The organism is Pseudomonas sp. UBA3149 (assembly GCF_002364655.1).
Taxonomy (GTDB): domain Bacteria; phylum Pseudomonadota; class Gammaproteobacteria; order Pseudomonadales; family Pseudomonadaceae; genus Chryseomonas; species Chryseomonas luteola.
In genome coordinates this window covers 1-17,342 of sequence record NZ_DEYV01000039.1, presented here as the reverse complement: position 1 = coordinate 17,342, position 17,342 = coordinate 1, and the positions used below count along the sequence as shown (strand labels likewise).

Genomic DNA, 17,342 nt, shown 5'->3' with positions numbered 1-17,342 from the left:
TTATAACCGCCTGAAAAGTCGTTCTTTTTTGACGACCGGTTCGAAATGACCCGCATAGGCAGAGAAATCGAGCGACTCCTTGCTGCCGAGTCCGAGAAAGCCTCGGTGGCACAGCGACTCATGAAACAAACCGAACGCGCGATTCTGTAAGCCTTTGTTGAAATAGATCAGAACATTTCGGCAGGAGATGAAGTGCGTCTCAGAAAACACCATGTCCGTAGCCAGGCTATGGTCGGCAAAGGTGACATTGGCCATAAGTGACTTATCAAACAGCGCCCCATCGTAGGCCGCTGTGTAATAGTCGGAAAAGGAATTCTTGCCGCCGGCCAGCTGATAGCTTTGTGTGTATTTACGCACCCGCTCCAGCGGAAAGACGCCCTGCCGGGCACGATCCAGCGATTGTGGATTGATATCGGTGGCGTAAATCAACGTACGGTCCAGCAGCCCCTCTTCCTTAAAGAGGATGGCCATGGAATAGACTTCCTCCCCCGTACTGCACCCGGCAATCCAGATCTTGAGCGATGGATAGGTCTTGAGCACAGGGACTACGTGCTCTCGAATGGCCAGGTAATAGGTGGGGTCACGAAACATCTCGCTGACCGGAATCGTCAGGAACTGGAGCAGCTCGCTGAACAGTTGGGGATCATGCAGCACGCGAGCTTGCAGCTCTGAAATAGTTTCGCATTCAAACTTCGACAGCGCATGGAGCACCCGGCGCTTGAGCGAAGCGCCGGAATAATCCCGAAAGTCGTAGCTGTATTTGAGATAGATACCCTCGATGAGCAAGCGCAGCTCAATATCCAGGGTACGGTCGGGACACATGGTTACAGCTTCTCCAGTGACGGCATCCATACCCTGATTAATGAGAACAGCCGGTTCAGATCGACAGGCTTAGCCAGATAGTCATTGGCCCCGGCACGCAGACAACGCTCCTGGTCGTCCTTCATGGCCTTGGCGGTAATAGCAATAATGGGCAGTTTTTGCAGGTAAGGAATCTTGCGAATTTCCTGCATGGCCTGATAGCCGTCCATCATTGGCATCATGATGTCCATGAGTACAAGATCGATACCTTCGATCGTTTGTACCTTCTCCACCGCCTCAAGACCATTGCGGGCGATTTCGACGATTGCTCCCTTCTGCTCGAGCGCACTGGTCAGGGCGAAGATATTGCGTACGTCGTCATCTACCAACAGGAGCTTACGACCTTCGAATGCCTTGTCGCGGCTGCGGGCAGTCTTGAGCATTTTCTGGCGCTCAGGCGGCATGTCGGCTTCGATCTTGTGCAGGAAGAGTGTGACCTCATCCAGCAAACGCTCGGGCGAACGGGCTCCTTTGATGATGATCGAGCGCGAGTACTTCATCAGGTTCGCTTCTTCATCACGGGTCAGACTGCGCCCGGTATAGACAATGACCGGCGGGAAGGAGCAGATCTCTTCATTGGCCATGCGCTCAAGCAGCTCGTTGCCTTCCATATCGGGCAGCTTGAGGTCGATTACCATGCAGTCATAGATATTGTTACGCAGCAGCTCAAGTGCCTCCTGGCCAAGCTCTACCGCGGTAATTTCCACATCTGAATCACCGATGAGCTTGGTGATGCTGTCGCGCTGCAGCGCATCGTCTTCGACCAGCAGAATGCGCTTCATCTTCTGCGAAAACTTGGCCTCGAGTCGACTGAAGACGGTCTTGAGCTCATCACGGGTCGTGGGCTTCATGGCATAGCCGACGGCCCCCATGTGCATGGCGGCCTCGACCCGATCCTCAACCGATACCACATGCACCGGAATATGCCGTGTATGGGGATTCTCCTTGAGCCGCTCAAGCACGGTAAGGCCTGAATGGTCGGGTAGACGCATGTCCAGCAGAATGGCATCTGGCGTGAACTCGGTTGCGACGTCGAAGCCTTCATCGGCCCCATGTGCCACCAGGCAGCTGTATTTCAGCTCATGGGCCAGATCGTAAAGGATACGTGCAAACTGTGGCTCGTCCTCAATCACCAGTACCTTGCGATCCGGGAAGGGGAAGCTTTCACGGTCGTCCGGGAACGGTCTCGGGCGGGCCGGGCTTATTTCGTCAGCCGTCACTACTGGCACCGATGACGGCGCGGCAGCAACGGATGCAGCAACCGCGACTGGAGCTGGCGCCTCGTTGGTAGGACGCAGCGCAGGAGCGGCCTGAACACGGGAAGCAGGTGCGTCGGCAATGAGTGGCTGCTCATATTGCAGGGGTAGGCGCAAGGTGAAGGTACTGCCCTGCTGCGGAACGCTCTGTACTTCAATGGAGCCCCCCAGCAGCTTGGCCAGGTCGCGGGAAATGGAAAGTCCCAGACCGGTACCGCCGTAACGACGGGTCGTTGCGCCATCGGCCTGACGGAAGGCTTCAAAGATGACCTCCTGCTGATCTGGCGCAATACCAATGCCCGAGTCGGTGACCGCGAACGCGACCTGGTTCTGATCGAGCGTCACCTTGAGCGTAACGCCGCCTCGCTCGGTAAACTTGAATGCATTGGAAAGCAGATTCTTGAGAATTTGCTCGATACGCTGCCGATCCGAGTACACAAAGCCAGGCAGATCGTCGGCAAGATCAACCGTGAAAGACAGCTCACGGCTATCGGCCACGGGATTGAATGAGTTTTTCAGGGTGTCGACGACACGCTTGACGGACACTTGCTCAGGCCTGATTTCCAGCATGCCTGCCTCGACCTTGGAAATGTCGAGGATATCGTTGATCAGGTTGAGCAGGTCATTGCCAGCAGAATAGATGGACTCTGCAAAACGGACCTGCTCGGCAGTAAGGTTCGCATCCGTGTTATCGGCCAACAACTTGGCCAGGATAAGCGAGCTATTGAGCGGTGTCCGTAGTTCATGGGACATGTTGGCCAGGAACTCCGACTTGTACTGGCTGGCACGCTCAAGCTCGCGAGCCCGATCTTCCAGTTCAGTCTGCGCTGCGTTGAGCAGGTTGTTGCGCTCGTCGAGCATGTCGCGCTGCTGTTGCAGCTCATGGGTCTGCTCGGAGAGCTGCTCGTTGGTCTGCTCAAGCTCCGCCTGCTGCTGCTCGAGGTGCGCCTGAGACTCCTTGAGCGCACGGGACTGCTCTTCGAGCTCTTCGTTGGCGGTGCGGAGTTCTTCCTGCTGTACCTGCAGTTCTTCGTTGAGCTGCTGGGTCTCGGCCAACAGCTTTTGCAGACGCTGGCGATACTTGCCGGCCTCGATGGAAGAACCAATCGCTGAGGAGACAAGCTTGAGCAACTCGGTATCCCGCGCTTCCAGACTGCGGGTAAAGCCTAGCTCCACCACGCCATTGACCATACCATCACTTTCAATCGGTACGATCAGGGCCGCTGCGGCAGTGGTCTCGCCGACGGCCGAGCTGACCTTCAGATAATCACGTGGCAGATCCTTCAGCTCAATGATGCGTGACTCCAGAGCCGCTTGTCCCACCAGGCTTTCACCCAAGGCCAGCGTGCGTCTCGTGGAAAGGTTCTCTTCGCTCAACGCATATTCGGCTACGCGCTCCAGCTTACGGTTATCGTCCTGGACGATATAGATCGCCCCTGCAGAAGCACCCAGGTAGCGGGCCAGGAACTGCAGGATACTTTGCCCTAGCAGAGGCAGTGTCTGCTGGCCAATCACCTGTTCGGAGAGCTGCATCTGTCCGGCACGGTACCAAGCTTGCCGTTGCATTTGCTCGGCATGATCGAGCTGCTGATCCAGCGCGGTGGTGTAGGTATTAGACAAGCGCGTCAGTTCACGGCGCCCCAGGAAGGCCAGCAGGCCGCTCAGCAAGAGGCTGACACACAGAAATGACGCAACAATGATGATGGTGGCCTGACTGGCCGTTGAACTACGCTCGGCTCGTTGCTGCTGCTCCAATGCAATGAAATCATTGAAGTCGCGACGGATAGCATCAATCAAGTCTTTGCCTTCGCCGTCGCGTACGTGCTTCATGAAGTCGCCGTTCTGCTGATTCAACGCGATCATTCGAGACGCATATTCACGCCAGGAACGATGCAAGCTTTCAATGCGCTCAAGCCGACGTAGCTGGACCTCGTTATCTGAAACCAGACTTTTCAGCTCATCCAACTGAGGCTGAAACGTAGCCTGTGCACGCTGGTAGGGCTCAAGAAAGGATTGATCATCACTTAGCAGATAACCCCGCATACCTGTTTCCAGATCTACCGCGAGCCTGAATACATTGTTACTGCTACTGATAACCCGATCGGTATGCTCGATCCACTGGTTTACGGAAAGAAGGTAATAAACGACAGCAACAAAGAACGCCGAAGTAAGAAAACCGATCCCTAATGGCAGAGTCAGGTTACGGCTCAGGATTCGACGAAAGCTTTGCTGATCGACAGGCGACTCACGATTCATGCGTTACTCAATATCAGTCATGAATGAAAAAGCGGCCACCTGCTGCAAGGCAGCCGCAGTACGGCAAGCATGCACGAAAAAACGGAAAGCGAAGCGGCCCGCGTTCAATTAATTCAATCGCGAGCCGGATTATCCATTGGCTGGACTAACGTCGAGCGATGATCCAGACAGCATGAATAATGCCTGGAATATAGCCCAAAATGGTCAGCAGGATGTTTAACCAGAAAGCGCCTCCGAGACCAACCTGGAGGAAAACGCCTAGGGGCGGAAGGATGATGGCGCAGATGATTCTGATCAGGTCCATTTGCAAGCTCCTCGTAACAGGCCGTCGAAACAGCTATAGGACCTATTGCACGGGAGTCGGTTCCTCGAATGCCAGGCAGAAAAAACCCCGCCGTAGCGGGGCTTTGCAGACTATGGAGGATTTCCGTATCGGGCACCGTCCTGGTGCAGTCCTCTAACTCCCTGTTTTAACTGGGGCGCTTCCTGCGCTGAACTCGATAGCTGAATGATATTCCCTATAAATGTAGGGTTAATAGAGCCAAGTCATGCAACATCCTGTAAGTATTTGCTTACATCAGAACTGTGCAGCCTCCAGCTCATACAGCACGCCGCTGCCTGCCCTTACCGAAGCCGTCAACGAATGAATGCGAGGCAGCAGTCGGGCAAAGTAGAACCGCGCCGTTGCGACCTTGCTACTGCGCAGCTCGGCATGATCGCTTTGCAATGCGGCTTCAGCCATGCGTGCCCACAGGTAGGCATAGGCGGTATAACCCAACACATGCAGGTACTCCACCGACGCTGCACCTATCTCGTTCGGATTGGTTTTGGCCTCGTTCATGACCCACTCGGTCAGGGCGTCCAGGTTATCCAGCGCTGCTCGCAGCGGTTCGGCAAACTCGGATGACGTGTCATTCAGTATTTCGATAAAGGCTCTGATCTCTTCCGAGAAAGGCCGATACAGGCTTCCCGCCGACCCTACAACCTTGCGCCCCATCAGATCCAGCGCCTGGATACCGTTGGTGCCCTCGTATATCTGGGTAATACGAACGTCTCGTACCAGCTGCTCCTGCCCCCATTCACGAATGTACCCATGCCCACCAAAGATCTGCTGGCCATGCACGCAAATCTCGAGCCCCAGATCTGTCAGGAAAGCCTTGGCTACAGGAGTCAATAGCGCCACCATGCCTTCGGCACGTGAGCGCGCCTGAGCATCGTTGCTGAACTTGGCGATATCGAGCTGCATCGCAACATAGGTGGAAAATGCACGACCGCCCTCGTTCAAGGCCTTCATGGTCAACAGCATGCGACGTACGTCAGGATGAACGATGATAGGGTCAGCCGCCTTGTCGGGCGCAGAAGGGCCGGTTGCCGCGCGGCTTTGCAGGCGCTCACGGGCGTACTCAACGGCACTCTGATAGGAACGCTCCCCTGCTCCCAGTCCTTGAATACCTACACCCAAGCGTTCGTAATTCATCATGGTGAACATGGCAGCAAGCCCTTTATTGAGCTCACCGACCAGATAACCCTTGGCGCCATCAAAGTTCATCACGCAGGTACTGGAGCCGTGAATACCCATCTTGTGCTCGATGGAGCCGCACGCCAGGGTATTGCGCTCGCCAAGGCTGCCGTCCTCATTGACCAGGACCTTTGGAACGAGGAAAAGTGAAATGCCTCTGGAGCCGGTAGGTGCGTCCGGAAGCTTCGCGAGCACCAGGTGGATGATGTTTTCCGTCAGGTCATGCTCACCGGCTGTAATAAAGATCTTCGTACCGGTAATGGCATAACTGCCATCCGCCTGCGGTTCGGCACGGGTGCGGATGATGCCCAGGTCTGTGCCGGCATGGGGCTCGGTCAGGCACATGGAGCCTGCCCATACACCGGAATAGAGGTTGGGCAGATACCGCGCTTTCAGCTCTTCGCTGGCATGGGCATGGATGGCCAGGCAACCGCCTGCCGTGAGCATGGGGTACAGGCCAAAGGATAGATTGGCCGCATGGACCATTTCCTCGACCTGAGCAGAAATCACCTTGGGCATGCCCATACCACCGTACTCAGGATCACCGCCTACGCCTACCCAACCGCCTTCGGCATAGACGGTATACGCCTCCCGGAAGCCTTTTGGCGTAATCACCTTGCCCCCATCCCAACGGCAGCCCTCTTCATCCCCATTGCGGTTGAGTGGAGACAGGGTGCGGGCAGCCACCTTGGCCGCTTCTTCCAGAATGGCGTCGGCCGTCTCGGTATCGACCCGTTCCGCCAGCTCAGGTAACTGCTGCCACGCCTCCTGCACCCTGAACACATCGTTGAGCAGGAAACGGATATCACGTAGGGGAGCTTGGTAGTCAGCCATGGGGCAATCCTCCAGCAGAGGCGCAGGGTATCCGGCGCTTTTTTGTGAGTATTCCCTGAGTGTAGCGAACACGCCAAAAGGGCCATAGGTTCATGATGCGACCAGATAGTCAGCTTCGGTCACCCAACCGATCCTTGTTTGAGCCAACAAAAAAGGGACGCTGTTAGCGTCCCTTTTCAAGGTTCTTACAAGCCTGCCTTGGCTTTCAATCGCCACTCGTGAAGCAGCGGCTCGGTATAACCGTTGGGCTGTTCGCGTCCCTTTAGAACCAGGTCCCGGGCGGCCCGGAAGGCATAGGACGTTTCGAAGTTGGGCGCCATGGGGCGATACAGGGAGTCACCTGCGTTTTGCTCATCCACGATACGGGCCATCCGCTGCAACGTTTCGATCACCTGTGCCTGATTGGTTACGCCGTGGCGCAACCAGTTGGCAATATGCTGGCTAGAGATACGCAGTGTGGCGCGGTCTTCCATCAGGCCGACGTTATGGATATCCGGCACCTTGGAGCAGCCGACACCCTGGTCTACCCAGCGCACGACATAACCTAGAATGCCTTGGGCGTTGTTGTCCAGCTCCTGCTGAATCTCCTCGACAGACCAGTTGGCAGACTCGACAACTGGAATGGTCAGCAAATCGTTCAGAATGCTGTCACGGGCGGCGTTGACATCGACCTGCTCCAGTTCTTGCTGGATCGCCTGCACATCGACCTGATGGTAGTGCAGCGCATGCAGGGTCGCAGCCGTAGGCGATGGCACCCAGGCGGTATTGGCGCCAGCTTTAGGATGACCAATCTTTTGCTCCAGCATGGCGGCCATGAGGTCAGGCATGGCCCACATGCCCTTACCGATTTGGGCGCGGCCACGCAGCCCGCAGGACAAACCAACCAGGACGTTGTTGCGCTCGTAGGCGGCAATCCACTTGCTTCCTTTCATGTCGCCCTTGCGCAGCATCGCACCCGCTTCCATGCTGGTGTGCATCTCGTCGCCGGTGCGATCCAGGAAACCGGTGTTGATAAAGGCCACGCGGGAAGCCGCCTCGGCAATACAGGCCTTGAGGTTGACGCTGGTACGGCGCTCCTCATCCATGATACCCATCTTGATCGTGTTGGCAGGCAGTCCCAGCATGGACTCGACCCGTCCAAACAATTCAGCCGCAAAAGCCACTTCCTTCGGCCCGTGCATCTTTGGTTTCACGATATAAATGGAGCCGGTACGGGAGTTGCCACGGCGTGCCAGATCATGCAGGGCGATGGTCACGGTCATCACGGCATCCATAATGCCTTCAGGAATCTCCTGACCATCGGCATACAGAATGGCCGGGTTGGTCATCAGGTGGCCGACGTTACGTACGAACAGAAGCGAGCGGCCATGCAGCGACAGGCTCTCACCATTGGCCGCCGTATACTCACGGTCCGGGTTGAGCGTACGCGTGAAACGCTTGTCACCCTTGGTCACTTCTTCAGCCAGATCGCCCTTCATCAGGCCCAGCCAGTTACGGTAAGCCAGGACCTTGTCCTGTGCATCCACAGCAGTAATCGAGTCCTCCAGATCCATGATGGTGCTGACGGCCGATTCCATCAGGATGTCCTTCACACCAGCACAGTCGGTTTGGCCGATCTGGGAGTGACGATCGATCTGAATTTCAAAATGCAGACCGTTGTGCTTGAGCAGAATGGCCGATGGTTCGGATGCATCGCCCTGATAGCCGACAAAGGCTGACGGATCGGCCAGCTCGCAGGCCCCATTCTTCATGTCTACCACGAGACGGCCGCCGTCGACCCGGTAGCACGTCGCCTCTTTATGGGAGCCTTTGGCCAGCGGAACGGTCCGGTCCAGGAAGTCGCGGGCGTAAGCGATAACCTTGGCTCCGCGAGCGGGGTTGTAGCCCTTGGCTTTCTCGGCGCCTTCGTCCTCTAGAATGGCGTCGGTGCCGTAGAGTGCATCGTAAAGCGAGCCCCAGCGCGCATTCGCAGCGTTTAGGGCATAACGCGCATTGAGCACCGGTACAACCAGCTGCGGACCAGCCTGCTGCGCGATTTCAGTATCGACATTGGCTGTGGTCGCCTGGACCTTCTCCGGCTGCGGCAGCAGGTAGCCAATCGACTCCAGAAAGCGGCGGTAGGTCGCCATGTCCTTGATCGGGCCGGGATTGGTAAGATGCCAGTCATCCAGCTTTGCCTGGATCTGATCACGCTCGGCCAGCAGTGCCTGGTTACGCGGTGCCAGGTCATGCACCAGAGCATCGAAGCCCTGCCAGAAAGCAGCGCTATCGATTCCCGTACCGGGCAACACTTGCTCCTCGACAAAGCGATGCAAGGAGGTGGCTACCTGTAAGCGATGGCAAGAAGTGCGTTGAGTCATGTCGTAATCCCTGTGTTCTTCTTATCGGTTCAACCCAAAACAGCCGCAGCACCCGCTTTGGCCACCTGTGCATCCTGATCGGCCTTGACGCCTGAAACGCCTACCGCGCCGACGACCTGTCCCTCGACCATGACCGGCACACCACCCTCCAGCATGCCAGCCAGGATCGGTGCAGATAAAAAGGCGGTACGCCCGCCGTTGATCATGTCTTCAAACCCTTTGGATTCACGGCGCCCCAGGGCTGCGGTCCGGGCTTTTTCCGTAGAGATGTAGCCGCTGGTTGGCGCGGCATTGTCGAGCCTGAGCAGCGCCAGCGGATGTCCGCCATCGTCCACTACCGCAATGGAGACGGCCCACTGGTTGCGCTCGGCCTCGGCGCGTGCGGCCTCCAGGATGCGATTCACTTCAGTGACGGTCAGGACGGCTTTGCTTTGCATGCAGATTCTCCACGTGAGGATGGTAGGGTTCGGAATTCAGAGCGGCATCGACAATCTCGATCCAATGTCGGACCGGTGTACGACTAACACCGCCCAGATGGGTCTGGCAACCGATATTGGCGGTAACGATCAGATCGGGCTGCCCGCTCTCAAGCGCGGCGAGCTTGTTGTCTCGCAACTGACGAGACAGCTCCGGCTGAGTGAGCGAATAGGTGCCGGCAGAGCCGCAGCACAGATGGGCGTCTGGCACCGTCGCCAGCGTATAGCCCAGACGCTGCAAGACCTCCTCTACAGCGCCGCCCAGCTTCTGGGCATGTTGCAGGGTACAGGGGCAATGAAAGGCCAACCGGTGATCCGCACTCACCACCAGCCGCTCCAACGGCTCGGCACGAACCACCTCGACGATATCCTTTGCCAGTTCGGATACTCGGCGGGCCTTGGCGGCATAGGCGGGATCATCCTTCAGCAGATGACCGTAATCCTTGACGAATGCGCCGCAACCGCTGGCCGTCTGCACAACTGCCTCCGCGCCTGCTTCCACGGCAGGCCACCAGGCATCGATATTGCGGCGGGCACGGTCAAGTCCGTCATGCTGGGCATTAAGGTGAAACTCAACGGCGCCGCAGCATCCTGCTCGCGGCGCATCGACCACGCTAATCCCCAAGCGATCCAGCACCCGCGCCGTTGCAGCGTTGGTGTTGGGCGATAGTCCTGGTTGAACACAGCCCTCCAGCATCAACACGTGTCGCTCATGACGTACCGCCGGTCGCTCTCCCGCGGGGAGCGGATCGGCAGGAAGTTTGCTCTTTAGCGCATCCGGTAAGAGTGGACGCAGTGTTTGCCCTGCGTCCGCCAGCGCCTTGAATAACGCAGGACGCGGCAGCACGGTGCGCAAGCCGGCCCGCAGAAGGCGCTCCCCCATGGGGCGAGGCACGCGGCGCTCCAGTTCGGCACGGCCGATATCCAGGAGATTGTGGTAAGTCACGCCGGACGGACAGGTCGTCTCACAGTTGCGACAGGTCAGACAGCGGTCCAGGTGCAGTTGTGTTTTCGTTGTTACGGGTCCGCCCTCCAGCATCTGCTTGATCAGGTAGATACGTCCGCGTGGCCCATCCAGCTCATCGCCCAACAGTTGATAGGTCGGGCAGGTCGCGTTGCAGAAGCCGCAGTGTACGCAGCTACGCAGTACGCGTTCGGCCTCCGCTGCCTGCGGTAGGCGACGTGCTTCTTCACTTAGTATTGTTTGCATTACAGCTCCGCATACAGTCGACCAGAATTGAACAGCCCATGCGGGTCCATTTGCTGCTTGAGCTGACGCTGATATTTGAGAAGCGCAGGTGCCAGTGGGTGGAATGGCTCGCGCGTGATATCAGGCGTGAAACAGGTGGCATGCCCCCCGACCTGCTCGACAAGAGGCCTGAGCGTGGCGGCATCCATATCGCTTTTCAGCCACCGCTGGGCACCGCCCCAATCCATCAGGACCGAGCCGGGCAGCTCCAATACAGGGCTGTGATTGGGTAGCGACAGGCGCCACAGTGGACGTGGATCAGCGAAAAATTCCAGTCGGTGCTCGCGCAGATCCGTCCAGTACGCAACAGACAGGTCTTCACCTCCAATGCGATCCCGAGCGGCCGCGACAGAACCCTCACCGCCCTCCAGACGAATATGTAATGCGCGGCCATCATGGCAGGCCCCTGCCAGCGGAATGGCCTGGCGCTCCCACTCGGCCAGCTTGCTCAGCGCGCGCGGGGCATCCAGCTCTAACCTTAGACGGGTACACGTCCGCGGCTTGGGCAGAACCTTGAGAGACACCTCGGTAATCAGCCCCAGGCAACCAAAGCTCCCGGCTAGCAGACGAGACAGGTCATAGCCCGCCACGTTCTTCATGACCTCACCGCCAAAGCGCAGGTGTTTGCCCTCGCCTGTGATGACCCGGGTCCCCAGGACAAAATCCCGCACCGAGCCTACCCAGGGCCGACGCGGGCCGGAAAAGCCCGTCGCAATCATGCCGCCTACCGTCGCGCCCGGGCCGAAATGCGGCGGCTCGCAGGGCAGCATCTGGCCGTTGGCTTCCAACGCAGCCTCCAACTCAGCCAGTGGAGTGCCTGTCCGTACCGTCACTACAAGCTCAGTGGGATCATAGGTAACGATGCCTCGGTGGGCGCGCACATCGATTTCCATACCGTCTACCGGTCGGCCCAGGTGACGCTTGCTGTCGCCGCCCCGGATGCGTAGCGGCTGACGTTGCTCAATAGCCTGCAGCACTTCGTCCTGAAGCGCCTGAGAAGCATCATGGGAAGCAGTCATGGCGTCCATCAGAAGCGCTCCAGTTCAGGAAAAGGCAGCTTGCCGTGATGTACATGCATGCCGCCAAACTCAGCGCAGCGGTGCAGCGTCGGCACGTTCTTGCCCGGGTTGAGCAATCCCTTCTCATCAAAGGCTTTCTTGACGGCGTGAAATAACGTCAATTCATCAGGCTTGAACTGCGTACACATGGAGTTGATCTTTTCTCGCCCTACGCCGTGCTCACCGGTGATGCTGCCACCTACCTCCACACACAGATCGAGGATCTTGCCGCCCAGCTCTTCTGCGCGCTCAAGTTCGCCCGGCTGATTGGCATCAAACAGGATCAGCGGATGCATGTTGCCGTCCCCGGCATGGAAGACATTGGCAACCCGCAGGCCGTAGTGCTCGGACAGATCCGCAATTCCCTTGAGAACGCCCGGCAATGCACGGCGGGGAATGGTGCCGTCCATGCAGTAGTAATCGGGAGAAATCCGGCCTACTGCCGGGAATGCGTTTTTGCGGCCTGCCCAGAATTTCTGCCGCTCGGCCTCGTCCCGGGCCAGCCGAATCTCGGTGGCTCCGGCCCGCGCCAGGACATCACGAACGCAATCGCAGTCAGCATGAACGTCAGACTCCACCCCATCCAGCTCACACAGGAGGATAGCCTCGGCGTCCACCGGATAGCCTGCATGGATGAAATCTTCCGCCGCCCGAATGGAGAGGTTATCCATCATTTCCAGACCGCCAGGAATGATGCCTGCAGCGATAATATCGCCGACTGCTCGACCGGCTTTTTCAATACTGTCGAAGCTGGCCATCAACACCTTGGCCGTTTGTGGCTTGGGCAGAAGCTTGACGGTCACCTCCACCACCACGCCTAGAAGCCCCTCCGAACCCGTGAACAAGGCCAGCAGATCAAACCCGGGCGTGTCCAGCGCCTCACTACCCAGGGTCAGACGCTCTCCCTCAACGGTCACAATGTCGACCTTCAGGATGTTATGCACCGTAAGTCCATACTTCAGGCAGTGCACGCCCCCTGCGTTCTCAGCCACATTGCCGCCAATGGAACAGGCGATCTGGGAGGACGGGTCCGGGGCGTAATACAGCCCGTAAGGATTGGCTGCCTGGGAAATCGCCAGGTTACGCACGCCGGGCTGAACCCGTGCACGGCGCGCATCCGGGTCAACTTCAAGGATCCGATTGAATTTCGCCATGACCAGCAGCACGCCCTGCTCCAGCGGCAGAGCACCACCGGAAAGCCCCGTCCCTGCTCCCCGCGCAACGACTGGGACGTTACGCTCATGGCAGAGCCGCATTAAGGTCTGCACCTGCTCAATGGTATTCGGGAGCACGACGGCCATGGGCGTCGTGCGGTATGCCGACAAGCCATCACACTCGTAGGGTTTCAGGTCTTCGCGTGCGTGGAGGAGCTGAACGCCGGGCAACGCGGCCTCCAATGCCTTAATCAGACTAGCCTTGTCGACCTTGGACAGTACGCCATCGACGCGTTCGTCATACAGGATATTCATTGCCAGAGTACCGATCTTGTTGTTTTTGTGCCGGAGGGCCTGGGCCTTTCAAGGCTACGTGCTTTTCTTTTACTCCCCGTTTGCCAAGACGTCTATGCCACTAAAAGCTGGTCAGACCAGTTTTTTAATACTCAGCCTTAGCCGAAAGTCTTAGCCCCACAGACGCCATGCACCTTGACGAAAGACCATGCACTCATGCCCACTAAGCCTTTACCAACTGGTCAGACCAGAGCCATGAGCACTCTTGAAGTCACCAAGCGAAGACAGGTTGCCGATGCTGTAAGCGAGCAGATCGAACGGCTGATCGTTGATGGCGTATTAAAGGTCGGGCAAGCCCTGCCCTCCGAGCGTCGCCTGTGCGACAAGCTGGGAGTTTCGCGGGCGGCCCTGCGTGAAGGACTCGGTGTGCTGAGAGCAAGGGGCATCATTGAAACCAGCCAGGGCCGAGGCTCCTTTGTAGCTCGCCTTAGCGCCTCGAATGACACCAGCCCACTGCTGCACCTGTTTGGCAGTCAACCCCGTACGCTCTTCGATCTGCTCGAAGTGCGCGCCCTGCTCGAAGGAGAAGCCGCCCGGTTGGCAGCCTTGCGCGGTACAGAGGCGGACTTTGTGTTGATTGGCCGGCGTTATCAGGCGCTGTGCGAGGCTTGTGAAAACCCGGAAGCGTTGGACGCAGATACCCATGCCCGATTGGACCATGCGTTTCATCTCGCCATCAGCGAGGCGTCACACAATCCCGTCCTGGTGCATACCCTCCAGTCGTTGAATGATCTGCTGCTCGGATCGGTGTTTGCCTGTATAGCCAACCTCTATCACCGCCCGTCGCAACGCAGGCAGATCGACCGCCAGCACACCCGCCTCTATCAGACTGTTACCCAGCGTTTGCCCGATCAGGCCCGCCGCGCGGCGCTCGACCATATCCACAGCATTCGTGACAATCTGCGGGAGATCGAACAGGAAGAGCAACGTCTGGTTCGCGCAACAATGCGGCTGGAGGGATGGGTCTAACCATTCGGGCAGGTTTATTGCCCTATAGCCATTATTGCGACACAGTTCACGGTAATGTGTGGTCTAGTTCGGCACTCTCCGCGCCCTGTTCTTCAAGGAAAGAAGGCTCAGCAGGATGCTGGACGCAAATGAAAGCCATATCACCCTTTCGCTCGAAGGCCTGTCGACAGACCTGCAGGTCCTGAGCTTTGAAGGCCACGAAGCCCTCAATCAAACGTATCGTTTCGATATCGAGCTTGTCAGCGAACAGCCTGATCTCGATCTGGAAAGCCTGCTGCACAAGCCGGCCTACCTTGCTTTTGGCCCTAGCGGCTGCGGTGTTCACGGACTTATTTACCGTGCCGCTCAAGGCGACTCGGGCAAGCGCCTGACGCGCTACCGTGTCAGCCTTGTGCCTCAACTGGCCTACCTGGCGCACCGCGTCAATCAGCGTATCTTTCAGCAGCTTACCGTCCCCAAGATCATCGAAGCGATCCTCAAGGAGCATGGTCTGTTCGAAGGAGCTTATCGCTTCCAGCTCGGCAAGACGGTCTATCCACCGAGGGACTACTGTGTTCAATACGATGAGAGCGACCTACATTTCATCCAGCGTCTCTGTGAAGAAGAAGGCCTGAGCTACCACTTTCAGCACAGCAGCAGCGGTCATGTGCTCGTTTTTGGAGACGATCAGACGGTCTTCCCCAAGCTGTCCTCTGTGCCTTATCAGCAAGACTCCGGCTTAGCGGCTCAACATGAAGTCGTTCGCCGTTTCGGTGTGCGCCTGGCGACGCGAACCAGTCGGGTTACACGCCGCGATTACACCTTCGAGAAGCCACGCCTGTTGATGGAGGCAGCCTACCAGGGTCCATCCTCCCCTGATCTGGAGGACTATGACTATCCGGGCCGCTTTACCGATCGTACCCGGGGCAAACACCTTGCCCAACGCGCATTGGAGCGCCATCAGTCTGATTCACAACTCGCAGAAGGACAAAGCGACGCGGGTCTGGTCAGCGGGCACTTTCTACCGTTGACCAGCCACCCCCGCACGTCCTGGAATGCCCTCTGGCTTATCCAGGAAGTCTTTCATGAAGGAAGACAGCCTCAGGTGTTGGAAGAGTCCGTCACCAGTGACGTCTCCAAAGAAGATGGCTTCACCCAGGGCTACCGCAACCGCTTTACCGCTACCCCGTGGGACGTCCCCTACCGCCCGGCTCTTGAGCATCCCAAGCCTGCTGTTTTGGGAAGTCAGACGGCAGTCGTGACCGGCCCCCAGGGCGAAGAAATCCATTGCGATGAATACGGTCGCGTAAAGGTCCAGTTTCACTGGGATCGTGAAGGCCAGGCCAATGAACAGACCAGTTGCTGGCTCCGTGTAGCCAGTAATTGGGCCGGTGACCGCTACGGTGGCATCGCCATTCCCCGTATCGGGATGGAAGTACTGGTGACGTTTCTCGAGGCTGACCCTGACCAACCTCTAATCACCGGCTGCCTGTATCACAAGGAGAACGTCGTCCCATACGACCTGCCCGCCAACAAGACGCGTACCGTCTTCAAGACCTTGAGCACTCCAGGCGGTGGCGGCTACAACGAGCTGCGCATCGAAGACAAGAAAGGTCAGGAACAGATTTATATCCATGCCCAGCGGGACTGGGACGAGAACATCGAGAACGACCAAAAGATCCGCGTCGGCCATGAGCGGCATGACCGCATCGAGGCAAACAGCTACACGGAATTCAAAGCCGAAGAGCACCACACAACAGACCTGGACCGTAAAACCGAGATCAAGGCTAATGACCACCTTACAGTGGGCCAGAATCAGCACATCAAGCTGGGTAATGGGCAATACATCGAGACCGGGAATGAGATCCACCTGTATGCCGGAAGCAAAGTCGTTATCGAAGCAGGCCTTGAACTGACCGCCAAGGCAGGCGGCGCCTTCATCAAGCTCGACCCCAGCGGCGTTACGTTGGTGGGGGCAGCGGTAAACATCAACTCAGGCGGAAGCCCTGGTGTTGGCTCCGGCATTCAGATCCTGGGGCCGCTTGTTCCATGGGCAGCGGATAGTGATAAGGCGGGGAAACCACCCAAGCTAGCACTAGCCAATGTACAACTGCAAATGGCTATAAGGGCCCGGCAGTTAGGTGCAAGCCGTTGCCCAATATGCGAGGCATGTCGTGAAGGTGTATGTGATATAGGACATTCAGCAAGATGAGCCCCGTATATTCGTGGATCCAAACCCAAACAAATAAGCAGCGATCGCTTTATTTAATTATTGACTCATTAGCCGAACCTAACCCTATACCGGAGCTATTCGGCTCAGGGGCCATCAAGGAATACGCCAATCTTTACCAGGGTACGCCTTATGAAGAGCTTTCTGCCATCGCGCCTTGGCTAATTAGAATTGAAGACATGGGCAACGTAGCTATTCAACGTCTAATTCAACATCCAGAAAGGGACTGGGGTTGGTTAGCCTGTACAGAATTTCATGAATTTTCTGCTATAAAAAAACACTTACAGGCCAGGATAGAAATACATGAAGATGAGCAAATATCCCTTTACCGTTTTCAAGACCCCCGCGTAATAGCTAGAAGCCTCGCCTATTTGAAACGTGAACAAGCTCCTTATCTTCTAGGACCCTTTAAAAGTGTTTTATATTGGCACTTGGAAAAATGGAAAGAATATAACAATCCAAACCCTAGCCTCTCTCAGTTACCAGAAGCGCCTTTCCCTTGGCTCTACTCCGAACCAGACGAGATAAAGCAAGAAATTAATATCCTAAACTTGGAACAGTGGCTATGGGAAAACCAACCAGCCGAAACAACTGAGCTGGCCAAGAAACTACATATACGCACATGGCTGAAAGACTGTTTAACTAAAGTTGAAATCTACCAATGGAAAGATGCATATCAGCTATTTTTCCTGCTTATGCACAACAGATTAAACCAACTCAATAACCCAGCATGGGAGCCCCTACCAGACGAGCTTCCCTTAGCACACTTTAGAGCCGCTAACAAAAC

General features: G+C 57.0%; 12 protein-coding genes. 3 read left to right on the top strand and 9 right to left on the bottom strand.

Annotation, left to right across the window (positions count from 1 at the left end; all coding sequences use genetic code 11):
- The 9 genes from B3729_RS21560 to glcD all read right to left on the bottom strand — a co-directional run bounded on the left by B3729_RS21560 (position 1) and on the right by glcD (position 13,338).
- Positions 1-822, bottom strand: coding sequence for a CheR family methyltransferase (locus B3729_RS21560; RefSeq protein WP_010795994.1), 822 nt, complete (start codon positions 820-822; stop codon positions 1-3).
- A 2-nt stretch (positions 823-824) separates the two neighbouring features.
- Positions 825-4,373 carry a response regulator gene (locus B3729_RS21555; RefSeq protein WP_286788970.1) on the bottom strand — a complete coding sequence of 1,183 codons (3,549 nt, stop codon included), beginning with the start codon at positions 4,371-4,373 and terminating at the stop codon, positions 825-827.
- 145 nt (positions 4,374-4,518) lie between these two features.
- The gene (locus B3729_RS21550; protein ID WP_122041471.1) at positions 4,519-4,677 is read right to left on the bottom strand and encodes a YqaE/Pmp3 family membrane protein; all 159 of its coding nucleotides are present in this window, start codon (positions 4,675-4,677) and stop codon (positions 4,519-4,521) included.
- A gap of 273 nt (positions 4,678-4,950) precedes the next feature.
- The gene (locus B3729_RS21545; RefSeq protein ID WP_286788969.1) at positions 4,951-6,726 is read right to left on the bottom strand and encodes an acyl-CoA dehydrogenase C-terminal domain-containing protein; all 1,776 of its coding nucleotides are present in this window, start codon (positions 6,724-6,726) and stop codon (positions 4,951-4,953) included.
- Positions 6,727-6,911: 185 nt separating this feature from the next.
- A complete protein-coding gene (locus B3729_RS21540; RefSeq protein WP_286788968.1) occupies positions 6,912-9,086 on the bottom strand; it encodes a malate synthase G in 2,175 nt (724 codons plus the stop codon).
- Between the two features lie 29 nt (positions 9,087-9,115).
- Complete coding sequence (locus tag B3729_RS21535; RefSeq protein WP_286788967.1) at positions 9,116-9,523, bottom strand: heme-binding protein; 408 nt, start codon at positions 9,521-9,523, stop codon at positions 9,116-9,118.
- The gene (gene glcF, locus B3729_RS21530; protein WP_286788966.1) at positions 9,492-10,772 is read right to left on the bottom strand and encodes a glycolate oxidase subunit GlcF; all 1,281 of its coding nucleotides are present in this window, start codon (positions 10,770-10,772) and stop codon (positions 9,492-9,494) included. Before glcF ends, B3729_RS21535 begins: the two co-directional genes overlap by 32 nt.
- Complete coding sequence (glcE, locus tag B3729_RS21525) at positions 10,772-11,830, bottom strand: glycolate oxidase subunit GlcE (RefSeq protein WP_286788986.1); 1,059 nt, start codon at positions 11,828-11,830, stop codon at positions 10,772-10,774. Before glcE ends, glcF begins: the two co-directional genes overlap by 1 nt.
- 8 nt (positions 11,831-11,838) lie before the next feature.
- Positions 11,839-13,338, bottom strand: coding sequence for a glycolate oxidase subunit GlcD (glcD, locus tag B3729_RS21520; protein WP_286788965.1), 1,500 nt, complete (start codon positions 13,336-13,338; stop codon positions 11,839-11,841).
- A 234-nt stretch (positions 13,339-13,572) separates the two neighbouring features.
- On the opposite strand from glcD, the gene glcC reads away from it, so the two are divergent.
- The 3 genes from glcC to B3729_RS21505 all read left to right on the top strand — a co-directional run.
- Positions 13,573-14,346 (top strand): transcriptional regulator GlcC, encoded by a 774-nt coding sequence (gene glcC / locus B3729_RS21515; protein ID WP_286788964.1) that lies wholly within the window; start codon positions 13,573-13,575, stop codon positions 14,344-14,346.
- A gap of 115 nt (positions 14,347-14,461) precedes the next feature.
- Positions 14,462-16,537 carry a type VI secretion system tip protein VgrG gene (locus B3729_RS21510; RefSeq protein WP_286788963.1) on the top strand — a complete coding sequence of 692 codons (2,076 nt, stop codon included), beginning with the start codon at positions 14,462-14,464 and terminating at the stop codon, positions 16,535-16,537.
- Positions 16,534-17,342, top strand: an 809-nt coding sequence (locus tag B3729_RS21505) for a DUF4123 domain-containing protein (RefSeq protein ID WP_286788962.1), incomplete at its 3' end; no start/stop codon positions are given. The genes B3729_RS21510 and B3729_RS21505, both read left to right, overlap by 4 nt.

Coding starts and splice junctions, on each gene's coding strand:
- B3729_RS21510 (WP_286788963.1), top strand. CDS start 14,462: ATGCTGGACGCAAATGAAAGCCATATCACCCTTTCGCTCGAAGGCCTG.
- B3729_RS21555 (WP_286788970.1), bottom strand. CDS start 4,373: ATGAATCGTGAGTCGCCTGTCGATCAGCAAAGCTTTCGTCGAATCCTG.
- B3729_RS21545 (WP_286788969.1), bottom strand. CDS start 6,726: ATGGCTGACTACCAAGCTCCCCTACGTGATATCCGTTTCCTGCTCAAC.
- glcE (WP_286788986.1), bottom strand. CDS start 11,830: ATGACTGCTTCCCATGATGCTTCTCAGGCGCTTCAGGACGAAGTGCTG.
- glcC (WP_286788964.1), top strand. CDS start 13,573: ATGAGCACTCTTGAAGTCACCAAGCGAAGACAGGTTGCCGATGCTGTA.
- B3729_RS21540 (WP_286788968.1), bottom strand. CDS start 9,086: ATGACTCAACGCACTTCTTGCCATCGCTTACAGGTAGCCACCTCCTTG.
- glcD (WP_286788965.1), bottom strand. CDS start 13,338: ATGAATATCCTGTATGACGAACGCGTCGATGGCGTACTGTCCAAGGTC.
- glcF (WP_286788966.1), bottom strand. CDS start 10,772: ATGCAAACAATACTAAGTGAAGAAGCACGTCGCCTACCGCAGGCAGCG.
- B3729_RS21535 (WP_286788967.1), bottom strand. CDS start 9,523: ATGCAAAGCAAAGCCGTCCTGACCGTCACTGAAGTGAATCGCATCCTG.
- B3729_RS21550 (WP_122041471.1), bottom strand. CDS start 4,677: ATGGACCTGATCAGAATCATCTGCGCCATCATCCTTCCGCCCCTAGGC.
- B3729_RS21560 (WP_010795994.1), bottom strand. CDS start 822: ATGTGTCCCGACCGTACCCTGGATATTGAGCTGCGCTTGCTCATCGAG.